This window comes from Burkholderia sp. lig30 (assembly GCF_000687455.2).
Lineage (GTDB): Bacteria > Pseudomonadota > Gammaproteobacteria > Burkholderiales > Burkholderiaceae > Burkholderia.
Map to the genome: position 1 here is coordinate 16,851 of NZ_JGVW01000073.1, position 21,440 is coordinate 38,290.

The following is a 21,440-nucleotide window of genomic DNA, read 5'->3' on the forward strand; positions in this document are numbered from 1 at the left end:
CGAACGACCGGGGCGGGCCCGTGGCGGGCCATGCCGAGCCGGAAATGGCGGCGGGGCGAAACGGAAAACCGGCGCCGCGCCGCCGGGGGAGTCGATCAGAGACCGACGTCAGGCAGCGTCGGACGCTCGGCGAGCGCCTTCGCGACGATCGCCTTCACCTCGGCGAGCGTGTCGCCCTGCAGCGCGAGGCGCGGCGGGCGCGTGATCGCGCTGCCGCGGCCGACCAGCTCTTCGCACAGCTTGATGCACTGCACCAGGTCCGGGCGCGCGTCGAGGTGCAGCAGCGGCATGAACCAGCGGTACAGCGCGAGCGCTTCGTCGTAGCGCTTCTGCTTCGCGAGGCGGAACAGCGTCTCGCCTTCCTTCGGGAACGCGTTCGACATGCCCGACACCCAGCCCTCGGCGCCGACCGCGAGGCTCTCGACGACGACGTCGTCGAGGCCCGCGAACAGCACGAAACGGTCGCCGACTGCGTTGCGCAGGTCGATGAAGCGGCGCGTGTCGCCCGACGAATCCTTGAAGCAGACGATGTTCTCGCAATCCTGCAGCGCGATCAGCACGTCCGGCGTCACGTCGTTCTTGTAGATCGGCGGGTTGTTGTAGACCATCACCGGCAGGTCGGTGCTCGTCGCGACCGCGCGGAAGTGCGCGGCGGTCTCGTGCGGCTTCGCCGAGTAGACCAGCGCGGGCATCACCATCACGCCGTCGACGCCGACGCGCTGCGCTTCACGCACGGTGTTGCGCGCGAACTCGGTCGTGAATTCGGCGATGCCGGCGATCACCGGCACCTTGCCGTCGGCTGCGTCGCGCGCCGCTTCGATCACCGCGAGCTTCTCGTTCGTCGACAGCGACGTGTTCTCGCCGACCGTGCCGCAGACGACGAGGCCCGACACGCCGTCCTTCACGAGGTTCTTCACGACGCGGTGCGTGGCATCGATATCGAGGGAAAAGTCGGGCTTGAACTGGGTGCTGACGGCGGGAAAGACCCCGCTCCACTGAATCGCTTTACGGCTCACGGAAAAATCTCCTACGTAGGTGTCGGTCGGCCGACAGGTGTCGGTGTGGTGACCAGTATCGCCGCGCAAACGGCCGCCCGGCTTGAGTCGTTTCCCGGTTCAAAAAGACGAAATCGGCACAATTGCCCAAGGGTGTCCGGGCCGTCCGCAACGCTGTGCCGATTTCGTCGCCGTCCTCATCGAAAACCCACAAGCGGCGGGACGCCGCACAGGGGAAGCTATGCTCCTTTCCACCTATTCCAGACGGCAGATGAAGCACATCCACATCATCGATTCGCACACGGGCGGCGAACCCACGCGCCTCGTCGTGTCCGGTTTTCCCGCGCTGGGCAACGGCTCGATGGCCGAGCGGCGCGAACGGCTCGCGCGCGAGCACGACCGCTGGCGCACCGCGTGCATGCTCGAGCCGCGCGGCAACGACGTGCTGGTCGGCGCGCTGCTGTGCGAGCCGGTCGCGCCCGACGCGGCGGCCGGCGTGATCTTCTTCAACAACACCGGCTATCTCGGCATGTGCGGGCACGGCACGATCGGCCTCGTGCGCACGCTGCATCACATGGGGCGCATCGTGCCGGGCGTGCACAAGATCGAAACCCCCGTCGGCACCGTCGAGGCGACGCTGCACGACGACCTGTCGGTCAGCGTGCGCAACGTGCTCGCGTACCGGCATCGCCAGGACGTCGTGGTCGACGTGCCGGGCCACGGCCCGGTGACGGGCGACATCGCATGGGGCGGCAACTGGTTCTTCCTCGTCAGCGGGCACGGCCAGCGCATCGCCGGCGACAACGTCGCGGCGCTGACCGCCTATGCGTCCGCGGTGCGCGCGGGGATCGAGCGGGCCGGCATCACCGGCGCGGACGGCGGCGAGATCGACCATATCGAGCTGTTCGCCGACGATCCCGAGTACGACAGCCGCAACTTCGTGCTGTGCCCGGGCCTCGCGTACGACCGCTCGCCGTGCGGCACCGGCACGAGCGCGAAGCTCGCGTGCCTCGCGGCGGACGGCAAGCTCGCCCCCGGCGAGGTGTGGCGACAGGCGAGCGTGATCGGCAGCACGTTCTCCGCGAGCTACGCGCCGGCGGACGGCGGCATCGTGCCGACGATCCGCGGCAGCGCACACCTGAGCGCGGAAGCGACGCTGCTGATCGACGACAGCGACCCGTTCGCATGGGGCATCGTGTCGTGAGCGGCATGCGGACCGACGCGATCGTGATCGGCGCGGGCATCGTCGGCGCGGCCTGTGCGCACGAGCTGGCGCAGCGCGGGCTGCGCGTGCTGGTGCTCGACGACGCGAGCGGCGGCGCGACCGGCGCCGGCATGGGCCACCTCGTCGCAATGGACGACAACGCCGCCGAGCTCGCGCTCAGCCATTACTCGATCGGGCTGTGGAACGGGCTGCGCGTGCAGATGCCGGACGCGTGCGCGTACCGCAACTGCGGCACGCTCTGGCTCGCGGCCGACGCGCACGAGATGGATCTCGCGCGCGAGAAGCAGGCGACGCTCGCCGGGCGCGGCATCGCGGGCGAGCTGCTCGGCGCGGATGCGCTCGCGGCGCTCGAGCCGATGCTGCGCGCGGGGCTGGGTGGCGCGCTGAAGATTCCGGGCGACGGCATTCTCTATGCGCCCGTGACCGCCAACTGGCTGCTGCATCGCCATACCGGCGTCACGCTGCGCCGCGCGAAGGCGGTCGCCGTCGCGGGCGGCAGCGTGACGCTCGCCGGCGGCGAGATGCTGCGCGCGGAGCGGGTGGTGGTCGCGAACGGCGTCGCCGCGCGGGTGCTGCTGCCCGAATTGCCGCTGCGGCCGAAGAAAGGCCACCTGCTGATTACCGACCGCTATCCGGGGCAGGTGTCGCACCAGCTCGTCGAGCTCGGTTATGCGGCGAGCGCGCACGCGAGCGACGGCACGTCGGTCGCGTTCAACGTGCAGCCGCGCCCGACCGGCCAGCTCCTGATCGGCTCGTCGCGGCAATTCGACACCGAGGACCCCCGTGTCGAGGCGCCCGTGCTCGCGCGCATGCTGCGACGCGCGGTCGGCTATCTGCCGGCGCTCGCGGACCTGAACGGCATCCGCGCATGGACCGGCTTCCGGGCGGCGAGCCCGGACGGGCTGCCGCTGCTCGGCGAGCATCCGGCGCAGCCGGGCCTCTGGCTCGCGGTCGGCCACGAGGGGCTCGGTGTCACGACCGCGCCGGGCAGCGCGCGGCTGCTCGCCGCGCAGATGTTCGGCGAGCGCCCCGAGATCGACGTCGAACCTTATTTGCCGGGACGCTTCCTGTCGGCGTCCCCTGTAGCCGGAGAGCTTGCATGATCATTTATCTGGATCGACGCGCGCTGACCGTGCCCGACGGCGTGACCGTCGCGGCGGCGGTCGCGGGCAGCGGCGACGACACCACGCGCGTGTCGTGCACGGGCGCCGAGCGCGCGCCGTTTTGTGGAATGGGCATTTGCCAGGAATGCAGAATGACGATCGACGGCCGCCGCCGTCTCGCGTGTCAGACGCTGTGCCGCGAAGGCATGCAGGTGGAGCGGACCCGATGAAGCACGCGCATGTCACGGTCGATGTCGCCATCGTCGGGGCCGGCCCGGCCGGCCTGTCCGCCGCGCAGGCGGCCGCGCGCAGCGGCGCGTCGGTCGCGATCGTCGACGACAACCCGCGCGCCGGCGGGCAGATCTGGCGACAGGGGGCGGGCGTCGCTCCGGATGGGACCCGAACCGGCACTGAAGGGTCAACCCGGGGCGCTGAAGGGCCAATCCAGGCCGGAGCTTTGCATGGGACCCGGGTAAGCGCTAAAGCGCCAACTCGGGTCGAAGCTTTGCATGGGACCCGAGTAAGCGCTAAAGCGCCAACTCGGGTCGACACTACAGCCGCCGCGCGCCTCGCGGTGCTGCGACAGCCGAACATCCGCCATTTCGCGGCCACACGCATCGTCGCCGAGCCAAGCCCCGGAACGCTGCTGCTGGAGGACGACGAACGCGCGCTGCTGCTCGAGTACCGGACGCTGATCCTGTGCTGCGGCGCGCGCGAGCTGCTGCTGCCGTTCCCGGGCTGGACGCTGCCGGGCGTCACCGGCGCGGGCGGGCTGCAGGCGCTGATCAAGAACGGCCTCGACGTGCGCGGGCAGCGCACGGTGATCGCGGGCAGCGGGCCGCTGCTGCTGGCGAGCGCGGCGACCGCGCGGCACGCCGGCGCACGCGTGCTGCGCGTGCTGGAGCAGGCGGCGTGGGCGGACGTGGCCGGCTTCGGCGCGGGCCTGTGGCGCTGGCCGTCGAAGCTGGCGCAGGCGGCAGGATTGGTGACGGCCGCGTACCGGCCCGGCTCGCACGTCGTCGAAGCGTTCGGCGACAAGCGGCTCGAAGGCGTGCGGATCAGGCAGGGCGATCGCACGATCGACATCGACTGCGACCGGCTCGCGTGCGGTTTCGGGCTGGTGCCGAACACCGGGCTCGCGAGCCATCTCGGCTGCGCGCTCGACGACGGCGCGGTGGCGGTCGACGCGCAGCAGCGCACAAGCCGCGAAGGGCATTTCGCGGCGGGCGAGTGCACGGGCGTCGGCGGCAGCGAGCTGGCGATGGTCGAAGGCGAGATCGCCGGATGCGCGGCGACCGGGCAGGTGGAGCGGCTCGCCGAGCTGGTCGAGCGGCGCGCGCACTGGCGCGCGTTCGCCGACGCGGTCCGGCAGCGTTTCGCGATCCGCGAGCCGATCCGCGCGCTGGCGCGTCCCGATACGCTGGTGTGCCGCTGCGAGGACGTGCGCTACGACGCGATTGCGAACGCGAGCGGCTGGACGGCGGCGAAACTGCAGACCCGCTGCGGGATGGGCGCGTGCCAGGGGCGCGTGTGCGGCACGGCGGCGCAGGCGCTGTTCGGCTGGGCGCCGCCCGCGCCGCGCTCGCCGCTGGTGCCGGCCCGGGTCGGCACGCTGCTGCTGGACGGCGCCGCCGATCGCGACGCGTGAAGTAGGCGGATCGCAAGCATCCTTTCGGCGATGCTTGCGATCCGGATGCGATTTTCAGCCTCGATCTCGTCGGCCGACGCCTGTGCGTCGCGCTGGCGCTCGACGACCCAGAGGGCGCTGCGGCCTTTCCCGGCCCGTCCTCAACTGCATGCCGGGCGGGCGCGGCGTTGCTGTTCGGCGGCATCGCACGGCGCCCCGCAGCGTCGCAGCGCATCCTCGATCCCGCGTTGAAAGCAGAAAGGAATCCATACGAGTCAGCGAATGGCAAGTGTGCCGTAAGGTGAATTTCATGCGAATTTCATTTCTTTCAAATACAGTCGGAATTAAGTAATTCGTCTGACTTTTTCATGATTTCCCGCCTTGCCCCCGTGCATCAGTCGACACACAAAAATATGACAAGAAACTGCGTCGATTCGAGCATTTCCGCGCAATAAACCATTTCTTAAAATCGGGTCAGGCGCAGATAAAGTCGCGCAAACGATTGCCGTAAACCCCGGTGGAAGGAAGCGAACTTCCATGTATCGGGCGGCTTTCCCTATTGGGGCCGAACGTTTCTGTCAACCTCTTTAGGAGAATTGAATGATCCGCTTCATCCTGTCCTTGTCGCGTGACGAGCGCGGTGTCAGCGCACTCGAGTATTCGGTGCTGGCCGGTATCGTGGTTGTCGCGGTTGCCGCAGCGGGCGCGATCTTCGGCGCCGACACCGGGCTGCCGGGCCTGTTCAAGAGCATGATCGACAAGGTGACGAACGTTCAGACAAACGGCCACTGATCGCAGGCGTGCCGCGCGTGGCGGAAACGCCCGTGCGCGGCGCCTTGCCGTCGGGCGGCGGCTATCACCATGGTGAACATGCTGGACTGGGTCAATCTTGCGGCGAGCGGCGTGCTCGTCGCACTCGCGGTGTCCGATCTGCGTGTCCGGCGCTTGCCGAACGCGATGGTCGCCACGCTTGCCGTGCTGTACGGATTGCATGCGTTCGCCGCCGGCGGGGCGAACGCGCACACATTGAGCGCGCACGCGGCGATGGCCGTCGCCGCAGGCGTGCTGGCCGCGTTGCTTGCCCGCCTCGGGTGGATCGCCGGCGGAGACGTCAAGCTCGCCGCGGCCGTGTTTTTGTGGGCCGGGCCGACGCACGCAATGCCGGTATGGGTCTTGGTTTCCTTCATCGGGTTCGTGGTGGGGCTCGGCGTGCTGGGCGCCGGCGCCGTCATGCGGCTCGATGCGCGCGCATCGCGCCGGGTCGCGTGGCTCGCCCCCGAGCGCGGCGTGCCGTACGGCGTCGCGCTGGCATCGGGCGGCGCGGCCGCGGTCTGGTGGCCCGTCGATGCGATGTCATCTGCCCGTGCAGTCATCGGCCGCGTGTTGATGGCGACCGACAGTCGCGGGTTTCTCGCGTTTGCGCATGGCGTGCAGCGCATCGCCGTTCAACAGGCGGCGCTGTCGTTCGCGCGTCATTTAGGGCTCGCGTAGTAAAGGGAGCGTCGTGTCCAACATTCTCAAACTCGCTGCGCTGGTTCTCGTTGCGGTGCTCGGTGCACTCCTGCTGCGCGCGATGTATGTCGCCGCGTCGCGTCCGCGTCCGTCGGCGCCGCCGCCGATCGAGCACGTCCGGGCCGCGGCCGCCGACCTGCCCGACGGCCTTCTGCTGCGGGACAGCGATCTCGTGTGGAAAAGCGTGCCGCGCAGCGACGTGCCGGCCGGCGCGCTGATCCAGGGGCAGCAGGACGGCGACGACCTGAAGGGCGACCTGCTGCGTCACGCGGTGACCGCAGGCACGCCGCTCCGGCGCGCCGACGTGATCTCGCCCGACGCGCCGGGCTTTCTCGCGGCGGCCCTCAAGCCCGGCATGCGGGCGATTTCGGTCGCGATCGACGACGTGTCGGGCAATGCCGGCCTGATCCAGCCGGGCGACTATGTCGATGTGCTGCTGACGCAGCAGATCGCGTCGCCGAACGCGAGCGCGCTCGCGTCGGATCATGCGGTCGAATCGGAGACGGTCGCCAACCGGGTGCGCGTGCTGGCGGTGGGGTCGGCATTCCAGCGCGCGAAGGACGACGCCGCGCAACCCCAGGCCAATTCGCGCGCGCGCACCGTGACGTTCGAAGTCACGCCGCGCACGACGCAGGTGATCAACGTCGCCGCGCATCTCGGCTCGCTGTCGCTCGCGTTGCGCAGTTTCGCGACCCGTGACCGCCGCCCGCCCGCCGCAGAGGAAAGCACCGAGTCCCTCCCGCCGCCGGTGTGGGCCGGCGACGTGTCGCGCGCGCTGCGCGCGGCCGCGCCCGCGCGGACGGCGTCCGCCCGTGCCGTGGCGAGCCAGGCGCCGGTGATCGTCTATCGCGGCGCGAAAGTCAGCGAGGGCGCCGCAGTCGGCGGTGCGCCGGCAGGCGTGCCCGCGTTGCCGCCGCTGCCGCCGGAGCACGCCGCCGGCGCGGCAGCCCCTTCCGTTTCACCCGGCGCATAGGTGTGCCGACAGGAAAAGATCATGTTGCATGTCCGTGATTCCCTGGCGCGCGCGTGGCTGCGCGCCGCGCCGCTCGCGTTCGCCCGCGCCGCGCTGCTCTGCGCGCTGGCGTTCGGCATTTCACGGCCCGCCGTCGCGGGCCCGGGCACGGTGAGCTCGGTGAACGCGGAGCTTGCCGTGCCGGCCGGCGGCGGCGAGATGCTCCGGCTGCCGGAAGCCGCGGTCGCGGTATTCGTCGCGGACCCGGAGGTGGCCGACGTGCACGTGCCGACGCCGCAGACCGTGTTCGTGCTCGGGAAGAAGGCGGGCACGACCACGCTGTTCGCGCTGGGCCCGAACAACCGGACGATCCTGCGCAAGACCATCGTCGTCTCAGTCGACACGCAGTCGATGCAGCGCATCCTGGACGCGCGTTTCCCGCAACTGCGCCTGACGGTCACCGGCGCGCCCGGCTCGCTGATGGTGTCGGGGAGCGTGCCGAGCGCCGCCGAGGCGGACGCGGTCGTGCAGACCCTGAAGCCGTACCTGCACGCACCGGAAACGCTGGTGAACCGCATGACGCTCACGCGGCCGATCCAGGTCCATCTGCGTGTGCGCATCACCGAGGTCGACCGCAACGTGACGCAGCAGCTCGGCATCAACTGGAGCGCGCTCGGCTCGAACGGCAATTTCGTCGCCGGCCTGTTCAACGGGCGCGCGCTGATCGATCCGGCGTCGAAACTGTTCAACCTGCCGTCCAATGGCGCGTTTTCGGTGCTCGGCGGTTTTCACTCGTCGCACTATTCGATCGACGGCGTGCTCGACGCGCTCGATCAGGAAGGATTGATCTCGATGCTCGCTGAACCGAACCTGACGGCCATGTCGGGCGAGACGGCGAGCTTTCTCGCGGGCGGCGAGTTTCCGATTCCGGTCGCGCAGGACACCAGCGGCGCGATCACCATCGAATTCAAGCCGTATGGCGTGTCGCTCGACTTCACCCCGACCGTGCTGGCCGACAACCGGATCAGCCTGAAGGTGCGCCCGGAGGTCAGCGAGATCGACCCGACCAACAGCGTGACCACCGGCAGCGTCAAGGTGCCGGCGCTCACGGTGCGGCGCGTCGAGACGACGGTCGAGCTGTCCAGCGGGCAGAGCTTTGCGATCGGCGGGTTGCTGCAGAGCAAGACGAGCGACGTGCTCGCGCAGTTTCCCGGGCTCGGCCGGCTGCCGGTGCTCGGCAAGCTGTTCTCGTCGAAGAATTACCTGAACAACAAGTCGGAAGTGGTCGTCATCGTCACGCCGTACGTCGTGCAGCCGGTGGCGGGCGGCCAGTTGCGGGATGCGCTCGACAGCGTGATGCGGCCGAGCGGCGACGTCGAGTACGCGCTGCAGCGCTCGCTCGGGCTCGACCCGTTGTCCGGCTCGGCGCCGCGCCTCGTCGGCGCGGCGGGTTTCGTCTATTGATCGCCTGGGAGGCGCCGATGAAGGGCAGCGTGTTCGAACCGGTTCGCGGGTATGCGGCGCTGATCGTGGCGGCGATCGGCCTCGGCGGGTGCATGTCCGCGCATCCGCCGCTGGGCATGCCCGATGCGTCATCGATCGGCTATGACGCGCGCGGTGGCCGCGCGGTGCCGCCCGCCTGCGCGCCGCTCGACCAGCCGTCGCACATGGCCGATGCGGGCGCCGGCCGGCCGGGCGTCGCGTTTGGCTGCGCGACTTACACGAATCTTGCCGCGATGCTCGCGCGGCCGGCGGATCTGGTGGCGCCGCTGCCGTATGCCGGCGCCGATGCGGGCTACGCGGCGAGCGCGGTTCGCCGCTTCGACGAAGGGAAGGTCAAGGCGCTGAACCCGACCTCGACCACCGCGCCGGTGTCGCACTGAACGGAGAACTGCCTGCGATGGGTGCTTTTGATCTTTCCAGCCCGGCCCGCCGCGCTCGCGCGACGTCCGCCGAACGCTTCATCGCGGTGGTCGCCGACGCGGGCAGCGAAGAGGTGATCCGGAACCTGATCCTCGACCAGGCCATCGAGGGCGCGCACGTCGAGCGCGGCACGCTCGACGACGCGATCGGCCTGATGGGGACGCTCGGGCATTCGCCGCGGCATCTGATCGTCGACCTGTCCGGCGCCGCGATGCCGCTGTCGGACCTGGTGCGTCTTGCGGACGTCTGCGATCCGTCGGTGACGGTGATCGTCGTCGGCGACCACAACGACGTCGGCCTGTACCGGAGCCTGTTGCGCCTCGGCGTGCAGGACTACCTCGTCAAACCGCTGACCGTCGAACTGGTCCAGCGCGCGCTCGCCGCGACGGATTCGGTCGCGGCCACGCGCGCCGGCAAGGCGATCGGCTTCGTCGGCGCGCGCGGCGGGGTCGGCGTGACCACGATCGCGACCGCGCTCGCGCGCCATCTCGCGGACGAGACGCGCCGCCGCATCGCGTACGTCGATCTCGACTTGCATGGCGGCGGCGCGTGTCCGATGCTCGGCGTGACGAGCAACAACGGGCTGGTCGAACTGCTGCAGAACACCCGGCGGCTCGACGCGCAGCTCGTCAACCAGGCGACCGTCGCGCAGAGCGACCGATTGTTCCTGCTGTCGGCCGAGCTGCCGCTCGACAACGATTTCACGCCGCCGCCCGGCGCGGTCGCCGAACTGATCGGCGTGTTGAAACACCATTTCCACTATGTCGTGCTCGACCTGCCCGGGCGCGCAGGCCGGGTCGTCGACGAGGCGCTCGACGCGTGCGCGTCGATCCATGTGGTGACGGACCGCTCGGTTCACGGCGCGCGCGAGGCCGCGCGGCTGTGCCGATTCGTGGAGCGGCGCGCGGCGGACCCGACGGTCTCGCTGCTGATCAACAACGCGCAGCCGCCGGCGCGGGGCCGTGCCGATCCGGCCGACATCGTCCAGGCGCTCGCGCGCGCGTCGGTCCACGAGTTCCCGCATGAGCCGCAGGCGCTCGCGCTCGCGGAAAACCTCGGCGAAGCGATCGCGGATCGTCACCGTTCTGCGTTCGCACAGGCGATCGTCGGGCTGGCTCACGCATTGACGGGTGGCGACGCGAACGCGGGCGCGTCGCCCCAGCCGTGGTACGCGAGGCTCGCGATGAAGTTCAGGAGGGGCTGATGTTCGGCCGCCGCGATACGATTTCCGCCGCGTCGCCGCTGGTCGAGGCTGCGCCCGCACCGGCAGACGAGCCGGGCCTGTCCGCGCGGTCCGGCAACGCGCAGACGGCCGGCCCGGCAGCGCCCGAGGCCCTTGCGGAGCGGGCCTCGGCGCCCGCCGCGCCGGCCGCTGACGGCCACGAGGCGCTGATCCGCTCCGACACCTTCAGGACGATCCGCACGACCGTGTTCTCGTCGATGAACATGTCGGCGGCGCTGGTGATGTCGCGCAGCCAGGTGCGCGAAGGCATCGAGAAGATCGCGGCGGACGTGATCCTGCGCGAGCGGCTCGCGGTCACGCTCGCCGAGCAGACCCTGATCGTCGACGAGATTCTCAACGACATGTTCGGCGTCGGGCCGATCGAGCCGCTGCTGGCCGACGAGAAAGTGACCGACATCCTCGTGAACGGCCCCGACCAGGTCTACGTGGAGCGCGGCGGCCGGCTGGAGCTGACCGCGCTCAAGTTCCGCGACAACGCGCACGTGATCAACGTCGCGCAGCGCATCGCCGCGGCGATCGGCAGGCGGGTGGACGAGAGCAGCCCGATGGTCGACGCGCGCCTCGCCGACGGCAGCCGCGTCAACGTGGTGCTGCCCCCGATCGCGATCCGGGGCGCGTCGATCTCGATCCGCAAGTTCGCGAAACGCAACATCACGCTGGCGCGCATGGCGCAGCAGGGCAATCTGTCGCCCGCGATGGTCGAGGTGCTGAAGATCGCCAGCGCGTGCCGGCTCAATATCGTGATTTCGGGCGGAACGGGCTCGGGCAAGACCACGCTGATGAACGCGCTGTCGCACTTCATCGATGCGGGCGAGCGCGTCGTGACGATCGAGGATGCGGCGGAGCTGCAGCTGCAGCAGCCGCACGTCGTCAGTCTCGAAACGCGGCCGGAGAACAGCGAGGGTCTGGGCGGCGTGTCGCAGCGCGACCTGGTCCGCAACGCGCTGCGGATGCGGCCGGACCGCATCATCCTCGGCGAAACGCGCGGCACCGAAGCGTTCGACGTGCTGCAGGCGATGAACACCGGCCACGACGGCTCGATGACGACGATCCATGCGAACACGCCGCGCGACGCCATCACGCGTCTCGAGAGCATGGTCATGATGGCCAACGGCAACCTGCCGCTCGTGTCGATCCGCCGGCAGATCGCGAGCGCGGTCCACATGATTCTCCAGATCGAGCGGATGCGCGACGGCATGCGACGGGTCACGCGCGTCACCGAGATCGCCGGCATGGAAGGCGACGTCGTGATCACCCAGGACCTGTTTGCGTTTCGCTACGACGCGAGCGCCTTTCAGGAACAGGTGCGCGGCGCGTTCGAGTCGTCGTCGCTGCGGCCGGTGTTTGCGCAGCGCGCGGCGTATTACGGCCTGGAAGACGCGCTGATCGGCGCGATGCAGTCATGACGCCGGCGGACGTGGTCGCGGCGGGCGGCTTTTTCGCGATCGTCGTCGCCGGGCTGATCGTGCGCGCGCTGCGCCAGATGAGACGGCATCGCCCCGGCCCGCGCATCAGGCAGCGCGTCGGCGCGCTGCACGATCAGCGCCGCGCCGCGAAGCCGGAGACGGCGTCGCCGCACCAGCTGTTCAGCCGCGAACTGACCGATCACGGCGCGTTCCTGGCGTGGCTCGACGCGCGCCGCGAGCGCTTGCGAACGGTCGGCGGGCGCGGCGGCGCCCGGTTCGTCGCCGGGGTTTTCCTGCTCACGTTCGTGGTCGCGCTGGTCGTGACGTCCGTCTCGCATCTGCCGGTCTGGGCGTGCGCGCCGATCGACCTGCTGGCGCCGCTGTTCGCGGTGCGCATCGCCTACAACGCGCTGATCGCGCGATTCAGGCAGCGCTTCCTGACGGTGTTCCCCGATACGCTCGACCTGATCATCCGGGCGGTGCGCGCGGGCATTCCGGTCGTGCAGGCGATCGTCACCGCCGGCATCGAGAGTGAGGAGCCGGTGCGCACCACGTTCCGCACGATGGGCGACGGGCTGCGGGTCGGCGCGGAGCTCAAGGACGTGCTCGAACAGGCGGCGCAGCGGCTGCAGCTCGCCGATTTCTCGTTTTTCTCGGTGTGCCTGATATTGCAGCGCGAAACGGGCGGCAACCTGACCGAAACGCTGGAGAACCTGTCCGGCATCATCCGCACCCGGCGCGACATTCGCATGAAGACCAAGGCGCTGACCGCCGAAGGGCGCATCGCCAGCAAGATCATTTCGGCGGTGCCGTTTTCGATCATGGGCTTCCTGTACATCGTCAACCGGCCCTACGTCGCGCTGCTGTTCCACACGCGGGCCGGCCACAAGATCCTGATCCTCGCCGCGGTCCTGCTGACGATCGGCCTCACCGCGATACGAAAGATCGCCAACCTGGATACCTCCCGATGAATACCGCGGACATGACGATCGACGCCGCGCTGTTCGGCCTGCTGGCCGTCGGCCTCGCATGGTTCGTGCGGCGCGCGACGGGCGCTCGCCAGCGTATCGCGCAGCGCGTGCGGCACGGCGTCGCGCGCGCCGCCGCCGAGGATGCGGCGGGCGACGCGGCGGGGAACATGCCGCAGCGGGTCGCGCGTCGCGTGGCGTCGCTCGGCGAGCGGGTGCCCGTGGTCGACGCCAGCCAGCGAATGAAGCTCGCGGCCCGGCTGGCGAGCGCGGGGTTCAGGGAGCGCCGCGCGGTATCGGTGATGGCGGGATTGAAGGTGGTCGGCGGCGCGTGTCTCGCGTTCGGCGCGATCGCCGCGGGCGCGCATCTTCCGCGTGTCGGCGAGTATGTCGTGTTCCGCGTGCTGTTCATGGCCGCCGCGTTCGTGATCGGCATGATGCTGCCCGAGCATGCGCTCGGCATCGTCGTCAGCCGGCGCCAGAAGACGATCGCCGCCTACCTGCCCGACGCGCTCGATTTGCTGGTGATCTGCACGAACGCCGGCAACAGCCTCGTCGTGGCGATCAAGCGGGTGTCGGCCGAGATGCAGTCGATCTGCCCGCCGCTGTCGGATGAATTTTCGGTCGCCGCGGACGAAATGCAGTTCGGCGCCGACAGCGCGGGCGCACTCAACGCGATGGCCGCGCGAATCGGCCTGCCGTCGATGCGCGCGCTCGTGACGACGCTCGTGCAGTCGCAGCAGTACGGCACGCCGATCACGCAGTCGCTGCGCGTGCTGTCGCGCACGGAGCGTTCGACGCAGATCATCGCGCTCGAGGAAAAGGCCGCGAAGCTCGCGGCGAAGATGACGCTGCCGATGATGCTGTTCGTGATGCCGACCGTCGCGCTGATCGCGGCGGGGCCGGCGGTGATCCGGCTCATCGCGGTGTTCCGCAAGTGACGCGGCGCGCGTCGAGCGCCGGCCCATGAGAATGCAGAGGGGAGTTCCATGAAATCGTTGTCCGTATCGTTCCGCTCGTTTGCCGCCGCGCTGGCGGTGCCGGCGCTGCTGTCAGGCCTGCTTGCCGGATGTGCGGGCGGCGGCTTCGACCTGCACCCGCTCGCGTCGCACCCCGGCCACGATGCAGCGAGCGACCTGCGGGTAGCCGAGAGCGCGCTGACCGCCGGGGACACCGAGCTTGCGGTCACGCTCTTCGAGCGCGCGCTGAAGGCCGATCCCCGCTCGATCGGCGCGCAGATCGGGCTGGGCGACGTGATGTACCAGAACAATGATCTGCCCCGCGCGGGCGTGCTGTACGCGCAGGCCGCCGCAGCCGCGCCGGACGATCCGCGCGCGCAGCTCGGGCTCGCACGCGTCGCGCTGCGCGAGCGTCGGCTCGACGACGCGGTGGCGCGCTACGGCCGGCTCGCGGCCGCGTACCCGGACAACCCGGTGGCCGCGGAGGGGCTTGGCACCGCGCTCGATCTGCAGGGGCGGCATGACGAAGCGCAGGCGGTGTATCGCACGGCGCTCGGGCGCCACCCGGAGGCCCAGGGGGTGCGCAACGATCTCGGGCTGTCGTTGATCCTCGCCGGGCAGCCGCGCGAAGGCGCCAACGTGCTGCTCGATATCGCCGCGTTGTCCGGCTCGCCGGCCCAGGCGCGCCAGAATCTCGCGTTCGCGTATGGCGTGCTCGGCAACGACGAAGCGGCGCGGCGCATCCTGCTTGCCGACATGCCGTCCGCTTCGGTCGACGACAACCTGCGGTTCTATGCGCGCGTGCGCGCCGCGTTGCCGGCCGGGGGCGGCGGCGAGGCGGCGCGCGCCGACGCGAAAGCGGGGGAGCGCGGCACGCGCGGCGGAGCGGACAAATGAAGCGTTCAGGGGGATTCGGGCGTCTCGGGTATCTCGGGTATCTCGGGTATCTCGGGTGTCTCGGGTGTCTCGGGTGTCTGGCGAATCTCGGGAATCTCCGGAATCTCGGGCATTTCGAGCGTCTCAGGCATTTCGGGCGTTTGGCGCGCGACGAGCGCGGCGTGGTCGCGCTGGAGTTCGTGCTCGTCTTTCCGTTCATGATCCTGTTGCTGTTCGGGATCGTCGACGCCAGCCTGATCCTGTGCGACAAGGCGGTGATCACGAACGCGAGCCGCGAGGCGGCGCGCGCGGGAATCGTCGTGCGCGTGCCGCAACTGACGCCCGCCGAGGTGACGAGCGTCGCGCTCGCGTACGCGCAGAACAATCTCGTGACGGGCGGCACCGCGACCACGCCGACCGTCACGGTCGACCAGTCGGGCGGCACGTCGCCCGGCAGTCCGCTGAAAGTCACGGTCAGCTACACGTACGACGGCCTGGTCCTCGGTTCCGCGGTCAGCGCGATCACCGGCGCGATCACGCTGACCGCGGTGACGGTGATGAACTATGAGTGAGCACGCCGTGCGAACCGCGTGTCAGCCGCGTCGCGGATCGCGGCCCGCGCCGCATCGGGCCGCGTGCCGCGGACCCCGGCCGGCGCGCGAGCAAGGCTCGGTCGTGCTCTGGTTCCTGCTGATGGTGATCGTGCTGATGACCTTCGGCGCGTTCGCGATCGACGTGCCGCGCGCGTCGACGGTGCGCAACGAGCTGCAGAATGCCGCGGACGCCGCGGCGCTCGCGGGGGCGGCGGCGCTGACGTCGGGCATCAGCGGCCCGGCATGGGCGAACGCGGCGAGCGCGACCGCCGCGGCTGTTTCGCTGAACGCGTCGGACGGCGTGACCTTGTCGAGCGCCAGCGTGCAGACCGGATTCTGGAACGTCGGCGGCTCGCCGTCGACGCTTCAGTCCGAGACGATCACGCCGGGCCTCTATGACGCGCCGGCGGTGCAGGTCACCGTCATGCGCGCGCCGAACCAGAACGGCGGCGCGATCGCGCTGCTGATGGGCGGCTTTCTCGACCTGCTGAGCGCGCCGGGCGGCGCGACCGCGGTCGCAGTGGCCGCGCCGCCGTCGAACGTCGGCACGGGCGGGCTGTTCCCGGTGGTGATCGACCAGTGCGTGCTGAATCTGTACTGGAACGCGCAGACGAACGCGCCGACGATCGATCCGTCGACCGGGCAGCCGTACGAATTCGAGGTCGGCAACGGGCACACCTACGGCGGCAGTTGCTTCGCCGGGCAATGGACGTCGTTCCTGACCAACGCGAACGACGTGCCGACCGTGCGCGGCCTGATCGCCAACGGCAATCCGACGCCGCTGTCGATCGGCGACAGCATCTGGATCCAGCCAGGTGTCAAGGACGCGATTTATCGCGACGTGCCCACGGGCGTCACGGTCATCCTGCCGGTCGCGCAGCAGATCATCAGCAAGACCTACGTGCCGATCGTCGCGTTCGCGGCATTCCGGATCGATGCGTCGGTGGGCGGCAGCGGCAAATATCTGCAGGGGCACTTCGTCGGCGGATTCAGGATTCCGGCCGCGTCGTCGGGCATCGGCCCGAACTACGGCGCGTACGTCGCGCCGCGGCTGGCGTACTGACGGGCTCCGAAGCAGCGCGTCATCAGGCGTCATTCTCCTTTTCCCGCTCGCCGGCCCGCGGCGTCGCGCAGGCCCGCAGGCACTCGATCGCGGTGGCGACCGCCGCGCGGTTCAGGTTGTCGGGGTGCCAGTACATCGACACCGATCCGAAGCCTTCGAGCTGCATCGGCAGGATGCGGAGCGCGTTCAGCTCCGCGAAGCGCCGCGCCGCCCGGTGCGACGCGACGCCGAGCAGGTCGGTGTGGTTGAGCAGCGTGATATTGAGAATCGACGAATTCGATTCGACGCAATGACTCGGCAGCGTGCGCCCGGCTGCCGACAGCGCGGCCTCGAGCGCGGTGCGAACCGGTGTGCCCGGCGGCCAGATGATCCACGAACAGGCGAGCACGTCGTCCCAGTCGAGCGACGTCTTCGCGCCGAGCGGGTGGTCCGGCCGGGCGACGAAATCGATCGGCTCGACGTACAGCGTTTCGACCCGCAACTGCGGATCGTTGTATTCGGGGCTCGAACGGCCGACAACGATGTCGAGCTCGCCGCGCGCCAGTTGCGGCATCAGCTGGTTCATCGTGCTTTCGGTGAGCCGCACCTCGGCGCGTGGCATCTGCTGCAACAGCCGGGACACCGCGATCGGCACGGTGTCCGCCGCCGCGACCCCCGACGTGCCGATCGACACGAGGCCGCTGCCGCCTTCACGCAGCGCCGCCATGTCGTCCCGCGCGACGTCCAGGTGCGCTTCGATCCGGCGCGCGTGCTCGATCAGCGCTTCGCCGTACGGCGTCGGCCGCAGCCCCCGCGCGTGCCGTTCGAACAGCGGCAGGCCGATGTCCTCCTCCAGTTCCTTCAGCCACTTCGACAGCGCCGGCTGCGTCGTCGCGAGCGCCGACGCCGACTGGCTCAGGTTGCCGGTGCCGGCCAGGCTCAGCAGCACCTGCAGGTGCCGCAGCCGAAGGCGGTGGGTCCAGTCCATCGCAGGTTCCTCAAGAGGGTCGAGATATATCCATAAACATATGGATTAGATGATTTTGCCATTTTACCGGGTATGCCTGACTCGAATATAAATCATGCAACGGGTCTATGAACGCGATCCGGGACGTGACCGTAGCGAGCCGACCCCGATCGACCGAATCGAACTTTGTATGGAATCCGGGTAAGCGCTAAAGCGCTAACTCGGGTCGACCGCCTTGCATGGGACCCGAGTAAGCGCTAAAGCGCTAACTCGGGTCGACAGGAGACACAGACACTATGTCAAATCAACATCCGAACGCCTCGCGCGCAGCCTATTACGCGCGAATCGCCGAGCAGCGCCTGACGCCGCTGTGGGAATCGCTGCACAACCTCGTCCCGAAACAACCTCAGCCGAAGGCGCTTCCCGCGATCTGGAAGTACGCGCAGGTGCGCGACCTCGTGATGCAGGCGGGCGACGTGATCAGCGCCGAGGAAGCGGTGCGCCGCGTGCTGGTGCTCGAAAACCCCGGCCTGCCCGGTAAGTCGAGCATGACGCCGAGCCTGTACGCCGGCCTGCAGCTGATCCTGCCCGGCGAAATCGCGCCGAGCCACCGGCATACGCAGTCGGCGCTGCGCTTCATCGTCGAAGGGCGCGGCGCCTGGACCGCGGTGAACGGCGAGCGCACGACGATGCACCCGGGCGACTTCATCATCACGCCGTCGTGGACCTGGCACGACCACGGCAACCCGTCCGTCGAAGCGGGCGGCGAGCCGGTCGTGTGGCTCGACGGCCTGGACATCCCGCTGATCGCGTTCCTTGACGCAGGCTTCGCGGAGAACTACCCGGAAGCGACGCAGCCGATCAGCCGCCCGGAAGGCGACAGCTTCGCGCGCTTCGGCCACAACATGCTGCCGGTGCGCCATCGCGTGACCGATCCGACCTCGCCCGTGTTCAGCTATCCGTACGAACGCAGCCGCGAAGCGCTCGACGCGCTGTACCGCAACGGTGAACTGGATGCGTGGGACGGCGTGAAGCTGCGCTATGTCAACCCGACCACCGGCGGCTGGCCGATGCCGACGATCGCGACCTTCATGCAGTTCCTGCCCGCCGGTTTCCAGGGACGCACCTACCGCAGCACCGACGCGACCGTGTACTGCGTCGTCGAGGGGCGCGGCACCGCGCACGTCGGCGACGACGCGTTCCCGTTCGAGCCGCACGACATCTTCGTCGCGCCGTCGTGGGCGCCGGTGCGGCTCGTGTCGGAGTCGGACAGCGTGCTGTTCAGCTACTCCGACCGGCCGGTGGTGTCCGCGCTCAACCTGCTGCGCGAGGCGCGCGACTGACGCGCAGCGCATCCCGCATCGATTCGTCTTGCGCGCCGTCGCGGCGGCGCGTTTCCTTCTCTTTTCCTGCTGGAGCCGTACCCATCATGACTTTCGTCTTTCCGCCCGAAGCGCCGACCGCGCTGCCCGTCGTCGGCAGCGACGCCAAATTCGCCGTGCGCCGCGTCTATTGCGTCGGCCGCAACTACGCCGCCCATGCGCGCGAGATGGGCTTCGATCCCGATCGCGAGCCGCCGTTCTTCTTCTGCAAGCCGGCCGATTCGGTCGTGCCGGTCGCCTACGGCGAGACGCTCGATCTCGCGTACCCGTCGCAGACGCAGAACTATCACTACGAGGCCGAGCTGGTCGCGGTGATCGGCAAGGGCGGCGCCGACATTCCGCTCGAGCGCGCGCTCGAGCACGTATGGGGCTATGCGGTCGGCCTCGACATGACGCGCCGCGACCTGCAGATGAAGATGCGCGAGATGGGCCGTCCGTGGGAGATCGGCAAGGCATTCGACCGTTCGGCGCCGGTCGGCCCGGTGCATCCGGCGAGCGCCGTCGGCCATTTCGACAACGGCGGCCTGTGGCTGACCGTCAACGGCGAGACGAAGCAGAAGAGCGACGTGTCGCACCTGATCTGGTCGGTCGCCGAGACGATCGCCGATCTGTCGAAGTTCTTCCGTCTGGAACCGGGCGACGTGATCTTCACCGGCACGCCGGAAGGCGTCGGCGCGGTGCGCCCGGGCGACGTGATGAAGGTCGGCGTCGAGCGCCTCGGCGAACTGACGGTGCGTGTGGTGTGACGCGCCGCGTCCTTTTCGGAAGGTGCCATCGTGCAATTGCATAGTTTCTTCAACAGCTCGACGTCGTATCGCGTGCGCATCGCGCTCGCGCTCAAGGGGCTCCCGTACGACACGCTGCCCGTCAACATCCGCACCGGCGAGCATCGCGCGGCGGGCTACGTCGCGGACGTCAACCCGTCGGCGGCGGTGCCCGCGCTCGTCGACGGCGATTTCCGGCTCGGCCAGTCGCTCGCGATCATCGACTATCTCGACCAGACGCATCCCGAGCCGCGCCTGATCCCGCTCGAGCCGCCGTTGCGCGCGCGCGTGCTGGAACTGGCGACGCTGATCGCGTGCGACATCCATCCGGTCAACAACCTGCGCGTGCTGCGCTATCTGGAAAGCGAACTGGGCGTCAGCGCGCAGCAGAAAAGCGCGTGGTACCGCCACTGGGTCGCCGAAGGGATGGCGGGCGTCGAGCGCCTGCTCGAACGCAGCGCGCAAGGACCGTGGTGTTTCGGCGCGCAGCCGACGCTCGCCGACGTGTGCCTCGTGCCGCAGGTCGCGAACGCGCTGCGGATGGAGTGCGACCTGAGCGCCTATCCGCGCAGCCTCGCGGTCTACGCGCACGCGCTGCAGCATCCGGCATTCGACGCGGCGCAACCGCAGCGTCAACCCGATTACATGGCTTGAAGCAGGACAGAACAGGAGACAGACATGAGTGAGACCCAACCAACAGGCCGGCGCGTGCTCGTGATCGGCGGCGGAATCGGCGGGCTGGCGGCGGCGCTGGCGCTCGCGCGCCAGGGCATCCGCGTGCAGTTGCTCGAACAGGCCGCGGAAATCGGCGAGATCGGCGCCGGCATCCAGCTCGGCGCGAACGCGTTCAACGCGCTGGACGCGCTCGGCGTCGGCGAAGCCGCGCGCAGCCGCGCGGTGTTCACCGATTGCCTGCGGCTGATGGACGCGCTCGACGGCAAGGAGATCGTCCGCGTCGATACGGGCGCGCCGTATCGCGCGCGCTTCGGCAATCCGTATGCGGTGATCCACCGCGCGGACATCCATCTTTCGATCTTCGAGGCCGTGCAGCACCATCCGCTGATCCAGTTCCGCACCGACACGCACGTCTGTGCGTTCGAGCAGGATGCGAACGGCGTGACCGTCACCGACCAGCGCGGCGAGCAGTATCGCGCCGACGCGGTGATCGGCTGCGACGGCGTGAAATCGGTGATCCGCAACGCATTGATCGGCGACACGCACCATGTGACCGGCCACGTCGTCTATCGCGCGGTGGTGGACGTCGAAAACATGCCGAAGGATCTGCAGATCAACGCGCCAGTGGTCTGGGCGGGCCCGCATTGCCATCTCGTCCACTATCCGCTGCGCGGCGGGCGGCAATACAACCTCGTCGTCACGTTCCACAGCCGCGAGCAGGAGGAGTGGGGCGTGCGGGACGGCAGCAAGGAGGAAGTGCTGTCGTACTTCGAGGGTATCCATCCGCTGCCGCACCAGATGCTCGACCGGCCGACCTCGTGGAAGCGCTGGGCGACCGCCGACCGCGACCCGGTCGAACGCTGGAGCGACGGCCGCGCGACGGTGCTCGGCGACGCGGCGCACCCGATGACCCAGTATCTCGCGCAAGGCGCCTGCCAGGCGCTCGAGGACGCGGTCACGCTCGGCGCGGCAGTCGCCCGGACCGACGGCGACTTCGCGGCGGCGTTCGCGCTCTACGAGCAGGCGCGGATTCCGCGCACTGCGCGCGTGCTGTATTCGGCGCGCGAAATGGGGCGGATTTATCACGCGAAGGGCGTCGAGCGTCTCGTCCGCAATTCGCTGTGGGTCGGCCGCACGCAGGAGCAGTTCTACGACGCGCTGGCCTGGCTGCATGGCTGGCGCGCGGAAGACTGCCTGAACGGCGTCGCGTGACGTGACATGAACCGGC

Annotated in this window: 21 protein-coding genes and 1 pseudogene; 20 read left to right on the forward strand and 2 right to left on the reverse strand. The window is 69.4% G+C overall.

Going from position 1 to position 21,440, the window contains the following annotated elements; all coding sequences use genetic code 11:
• Positions 1–95: 95 nt before the first annotated feature.
• Positions 96–1,016 carry a dihydrodipicolinate synthase family protein gene (locus LIG30_RS11615; RefSeq protein WP_038712237.1) on the reverse strand — a complete coding sequence of 307 codons (921 nt, stop codon included), beginning with the start codon at positions 1,014–1,016 and terminating at the stop codon, positions 96–98.
• A 250-nt stretch (positions 1,017–1,266) separates the two neighbouring features.
• Here LIG30_RS11615 and LIG30_RS11620 point away from each other — a divergent pair, with 250 nt between their 5' ends.
• The 16 genes and pseudogenes from LIG30_RS11620 (at position 1,267) to LIG30_RS11695 (ending at position 16,445) form a co-directional block, all read left to right on the forward strand.
• On the forward strand, positions 1,267–2,199 hold the full coding sequence (locus tag LIG30_RS11620; protein WP_038712240.1) for a 4-hydroxyproline epimerase: 933 nt from the start codon (positions 1,267–1,269) through the stop codon (positions 2,197–2,199).
• Positions 2,181–3,323: an NAD(P)/FAD-dependent oxidoreductase gene (locus LIG30_RS11625; RefSeq protein WP_442856853.1), complete on the forward strand. Its 1,143-nt coding sequence runs from the start codon at positions 2,181–2,183 to the stop codon at positions 3,321–3,323. The genes LIG30_RS11620 and LIG30_RS11625 overlap by 19 nt, the downstream gene beginning before the upstream one ends.
• Entirely contained in the window at positions 3,320–3,553 is a 234-nt protein-coding gene (locus tag LIG30_RS11630; protein ID WP_038712242.1) for a 2Fe-2S iron-sulfur cluster-binding protein, read from the forward strand. The genes LIG30_RS11625 and LIG30_RS11630 overlap by 4 nt, the downstream gene beginning before the upstream one ends.
• Positions 3,550–4,971, forward strand: coding sequence for an NAD(P)/FAD-dependent oxidoreductase (locus tag LIG30_RS11635; protein WP_038712244.1), 1,422 nt, complete (start codon positions 3,550–3,552; stop codon positions 4,969–4,971). The genes LIG30_RS11630 and LIG30_RS11635 overlap by 4 nt, the downstream gene beginning before the upstream one ends.
• A 579-nt stretch (positions 4,972–5,550) precedes the next feature.
• Entirely contained in the window at positions 5,551–5,742 is a 192-nt protein-coding gene (locus LIG30_RS11640; RefSeq protein ID WP_038712246.1) for a pilus assembly protein, read from the forward strand.
• A 78-nt stretch (positions 5,743–5,820) separates the two neighbouring features.
• Positions 5,821–6,291, forward strand: a pseudogene (locus tag LIG30_RS11645) (A24 family peptidase); the annotation flags it as partial.
• Positions 6,292–6,454: 163 nt separating this feature from the next.
• Complete coding sequence (gene cpaB, locus LIG30_RS11650) at positions 6,455–7,435, forward strand: Flp pilus assembly protein CpaB (protein WP_038712248.1); 981 nt, start codon at positions 6,455–6,457, stop codon at positions 7,433–7,435.
• A gap of 21 nt (positions 7,436–7,456) precedes the next feature.
• Complete coding sequence (locus tag LIG30_RS11655) at positions 7,457–8,878, forward strand: type II and III secretion system protein family protein (RefSeq protein WP_083493996.1); 1,422 nt, start codon at positions 7,457–7,459, stop codon at positions 8,876–8,878.
• Positions 8,879–8,895: 17 nt separating this feature from the next.
• Complete coding sequence (locus tag LIG30_RS11660) at positions 8,896–9,297, forward strand: CpaD family pilus assembly lipoprotein (RefSeq protein WP_038712251.1); 402 nt, start codon at positions 8,896–8,898, stop codon at positions 9,295–9,297.
• A 17-nt stretch (positions 9,298–9,314) separates the two neighbouring features.
• Positions 9,315–10,541 carry an AAA family ATPase gene (locus LIG30_RS11665; RefSeq protein ID WP_038712252.1) on the forward strand — a complete coding sequence of 409 codons (1,227 nt, stop codon included), beginning with the start codon at positions 9,315–9,317 and terminating at the stop codon, positions 10,539–10,541.
• Entirely contained in the window at positions 10,541–11,986 is a 1,446-nt protein-coding gene (locus LIG30_RS11670) for a CpaF family protein (RefSeq protein WP_051994973.1), read from the forward strand. The genes LIG30_RS11665 and LIG30_RS11670 overlap by 1 nt, the downstream gene beginning before the upstream one ends.
• Positions 11,983–12,957, forward strand: coding sequence for a type II secretion system F family protein (locus tag LIG30_RS11675; protein WP_038712255.1), 975 nt, complete (start codon positions 11,983–11,985; stop codon positions 12,955–12,957). The genes LIG30_RS11670 and LIG30_RS11675 overlap by 4 nt, the downstream gene beginning before the upstream one ends.
• A complete protein-coding gene (locus tag LIG30_RS11680; protein ID WP_038712258.1) occupies positions 12,954–13,895 on the forward strand; it encodes a type II secretion system F family protein in 942 nt (313 codons plus the stop codon). The genes LIG30_RS11675 and LIG30_RS11680 overlap by 4 nt, the downstream gene beginning before the upstream one ends.
• A 48-nt stretch (positions 13,896–13,943) precedes the next feature.
• A complete protein-coding gene (locus tag LIG30_RS11685) occupies positions 13,944–14,810 on the forward strand; it encodes a tetratricopeptide repeat protein (RefSeq protein WP_051994974.1) in 867 nt (288 codons plus the stop codon).
• Between the two features lie 197 nt (positions 14,811–15,007).
• Complete coding sequence (locus LIG30_RS27245) at positions 15,008–15,361, forward strand: TadE family protein (RefSeq protein ID WP_235510286.1); 354 nt, start codon at positions 15,008–15,010, stop codon at positions 15,359–15,361.
• 103 nt (positions 15,362–15,464) lie between these two features.
• On the forward strand, positions 15,465–16,445 hold the full coding sequence (locus LIG30_RS11695) for a pilus assembly protein TadG-related protein (protein ID WP_038712317.1): 981 nt from the start codon (positions 15,465–15,467) through the stop codon (positions 16,443–16,445).
• Between the two features lie 22 nt (positions 16,446–16,467).
• Here LIG30_RS11695 and LIG30_RS11700 read toward each other — a convergent pair whose 3' ends face one another.
• Entirely contained in the window at positions 16,468–17,412 is a 945-nt protein-coding gene (locus LIG30_RS11700; RefSeq protein ID WP_038712260.1) for a LysR substrate-binding domain-containing protein, read from the reverse strand.
• 275 nt (positions 17,413–17,687) lie between these two features.
• Between LIG30_RS11700 and gtdA the strand changes: the two genes are divergently transcribed.
• The 4 genes from gtdA to LIG30_RS11720 all read left to right on the forward strand — a co-directional run bounded on the left by gtdA (position 17,688) and on the right by LIG30_RS11720 (position 21,424).
• Positions 17,688–18,734: a gentisate 1,2-dioxygenase gene (gene gtdA / locus LIG30_RS11705; protein ID WP_038712263.1), complete on the forward strand. Its 1,047-nt coding sequence runs from the start codon at positions 17,688–17,690 to the stop codon at positions 18,732–18,734.
• 86 nt (positions 18,735–18,820) lie between these two features.
• Positions 18,821–19,519 (forward strand): fumarylacetoacetate hydrolase family protein, encoded by a 699-nt coding sequence (locus LIG30_RS11710; RefSeq protein WP_038712266.1) that lies wholly within the window; start codon positions 18,821–18,823, stop codon positions 19,517–19,519.
• Between the two features lie 30 nt (positions 19,520–19,549).
• The gene (maiA, locus tag LIG30_RS11715) at positions 19,550–20,191 is read left to right on the forward strand and encodes a maleylacetoacetate isomerase (RefSeq protein WP_038712269.1); all 642 of its coding nucleotides are present in this window, start codon (positions 19,550–19,552) and stop codon (positions 20,189–20,191) included.
• 24 nt (positions 20,192–20,215) lie between these two features.
• The gene (locus tag LIG30_RS11720) at positions 20,216–21,424 is read left to right on the forward strand and encodes a 3-hydroxybenzoate 6-monooxygenase (RefSeq protein ID WP_038712270.1); all 1,209 of its coding nucleotides are present in this window, start codon (positions 20,216–20,218) and stop codon (positions 21,422–21,424) included.
• The last annotated feature ends 16 nt before the right edge of the window (positions 21,425–21,440 follow it).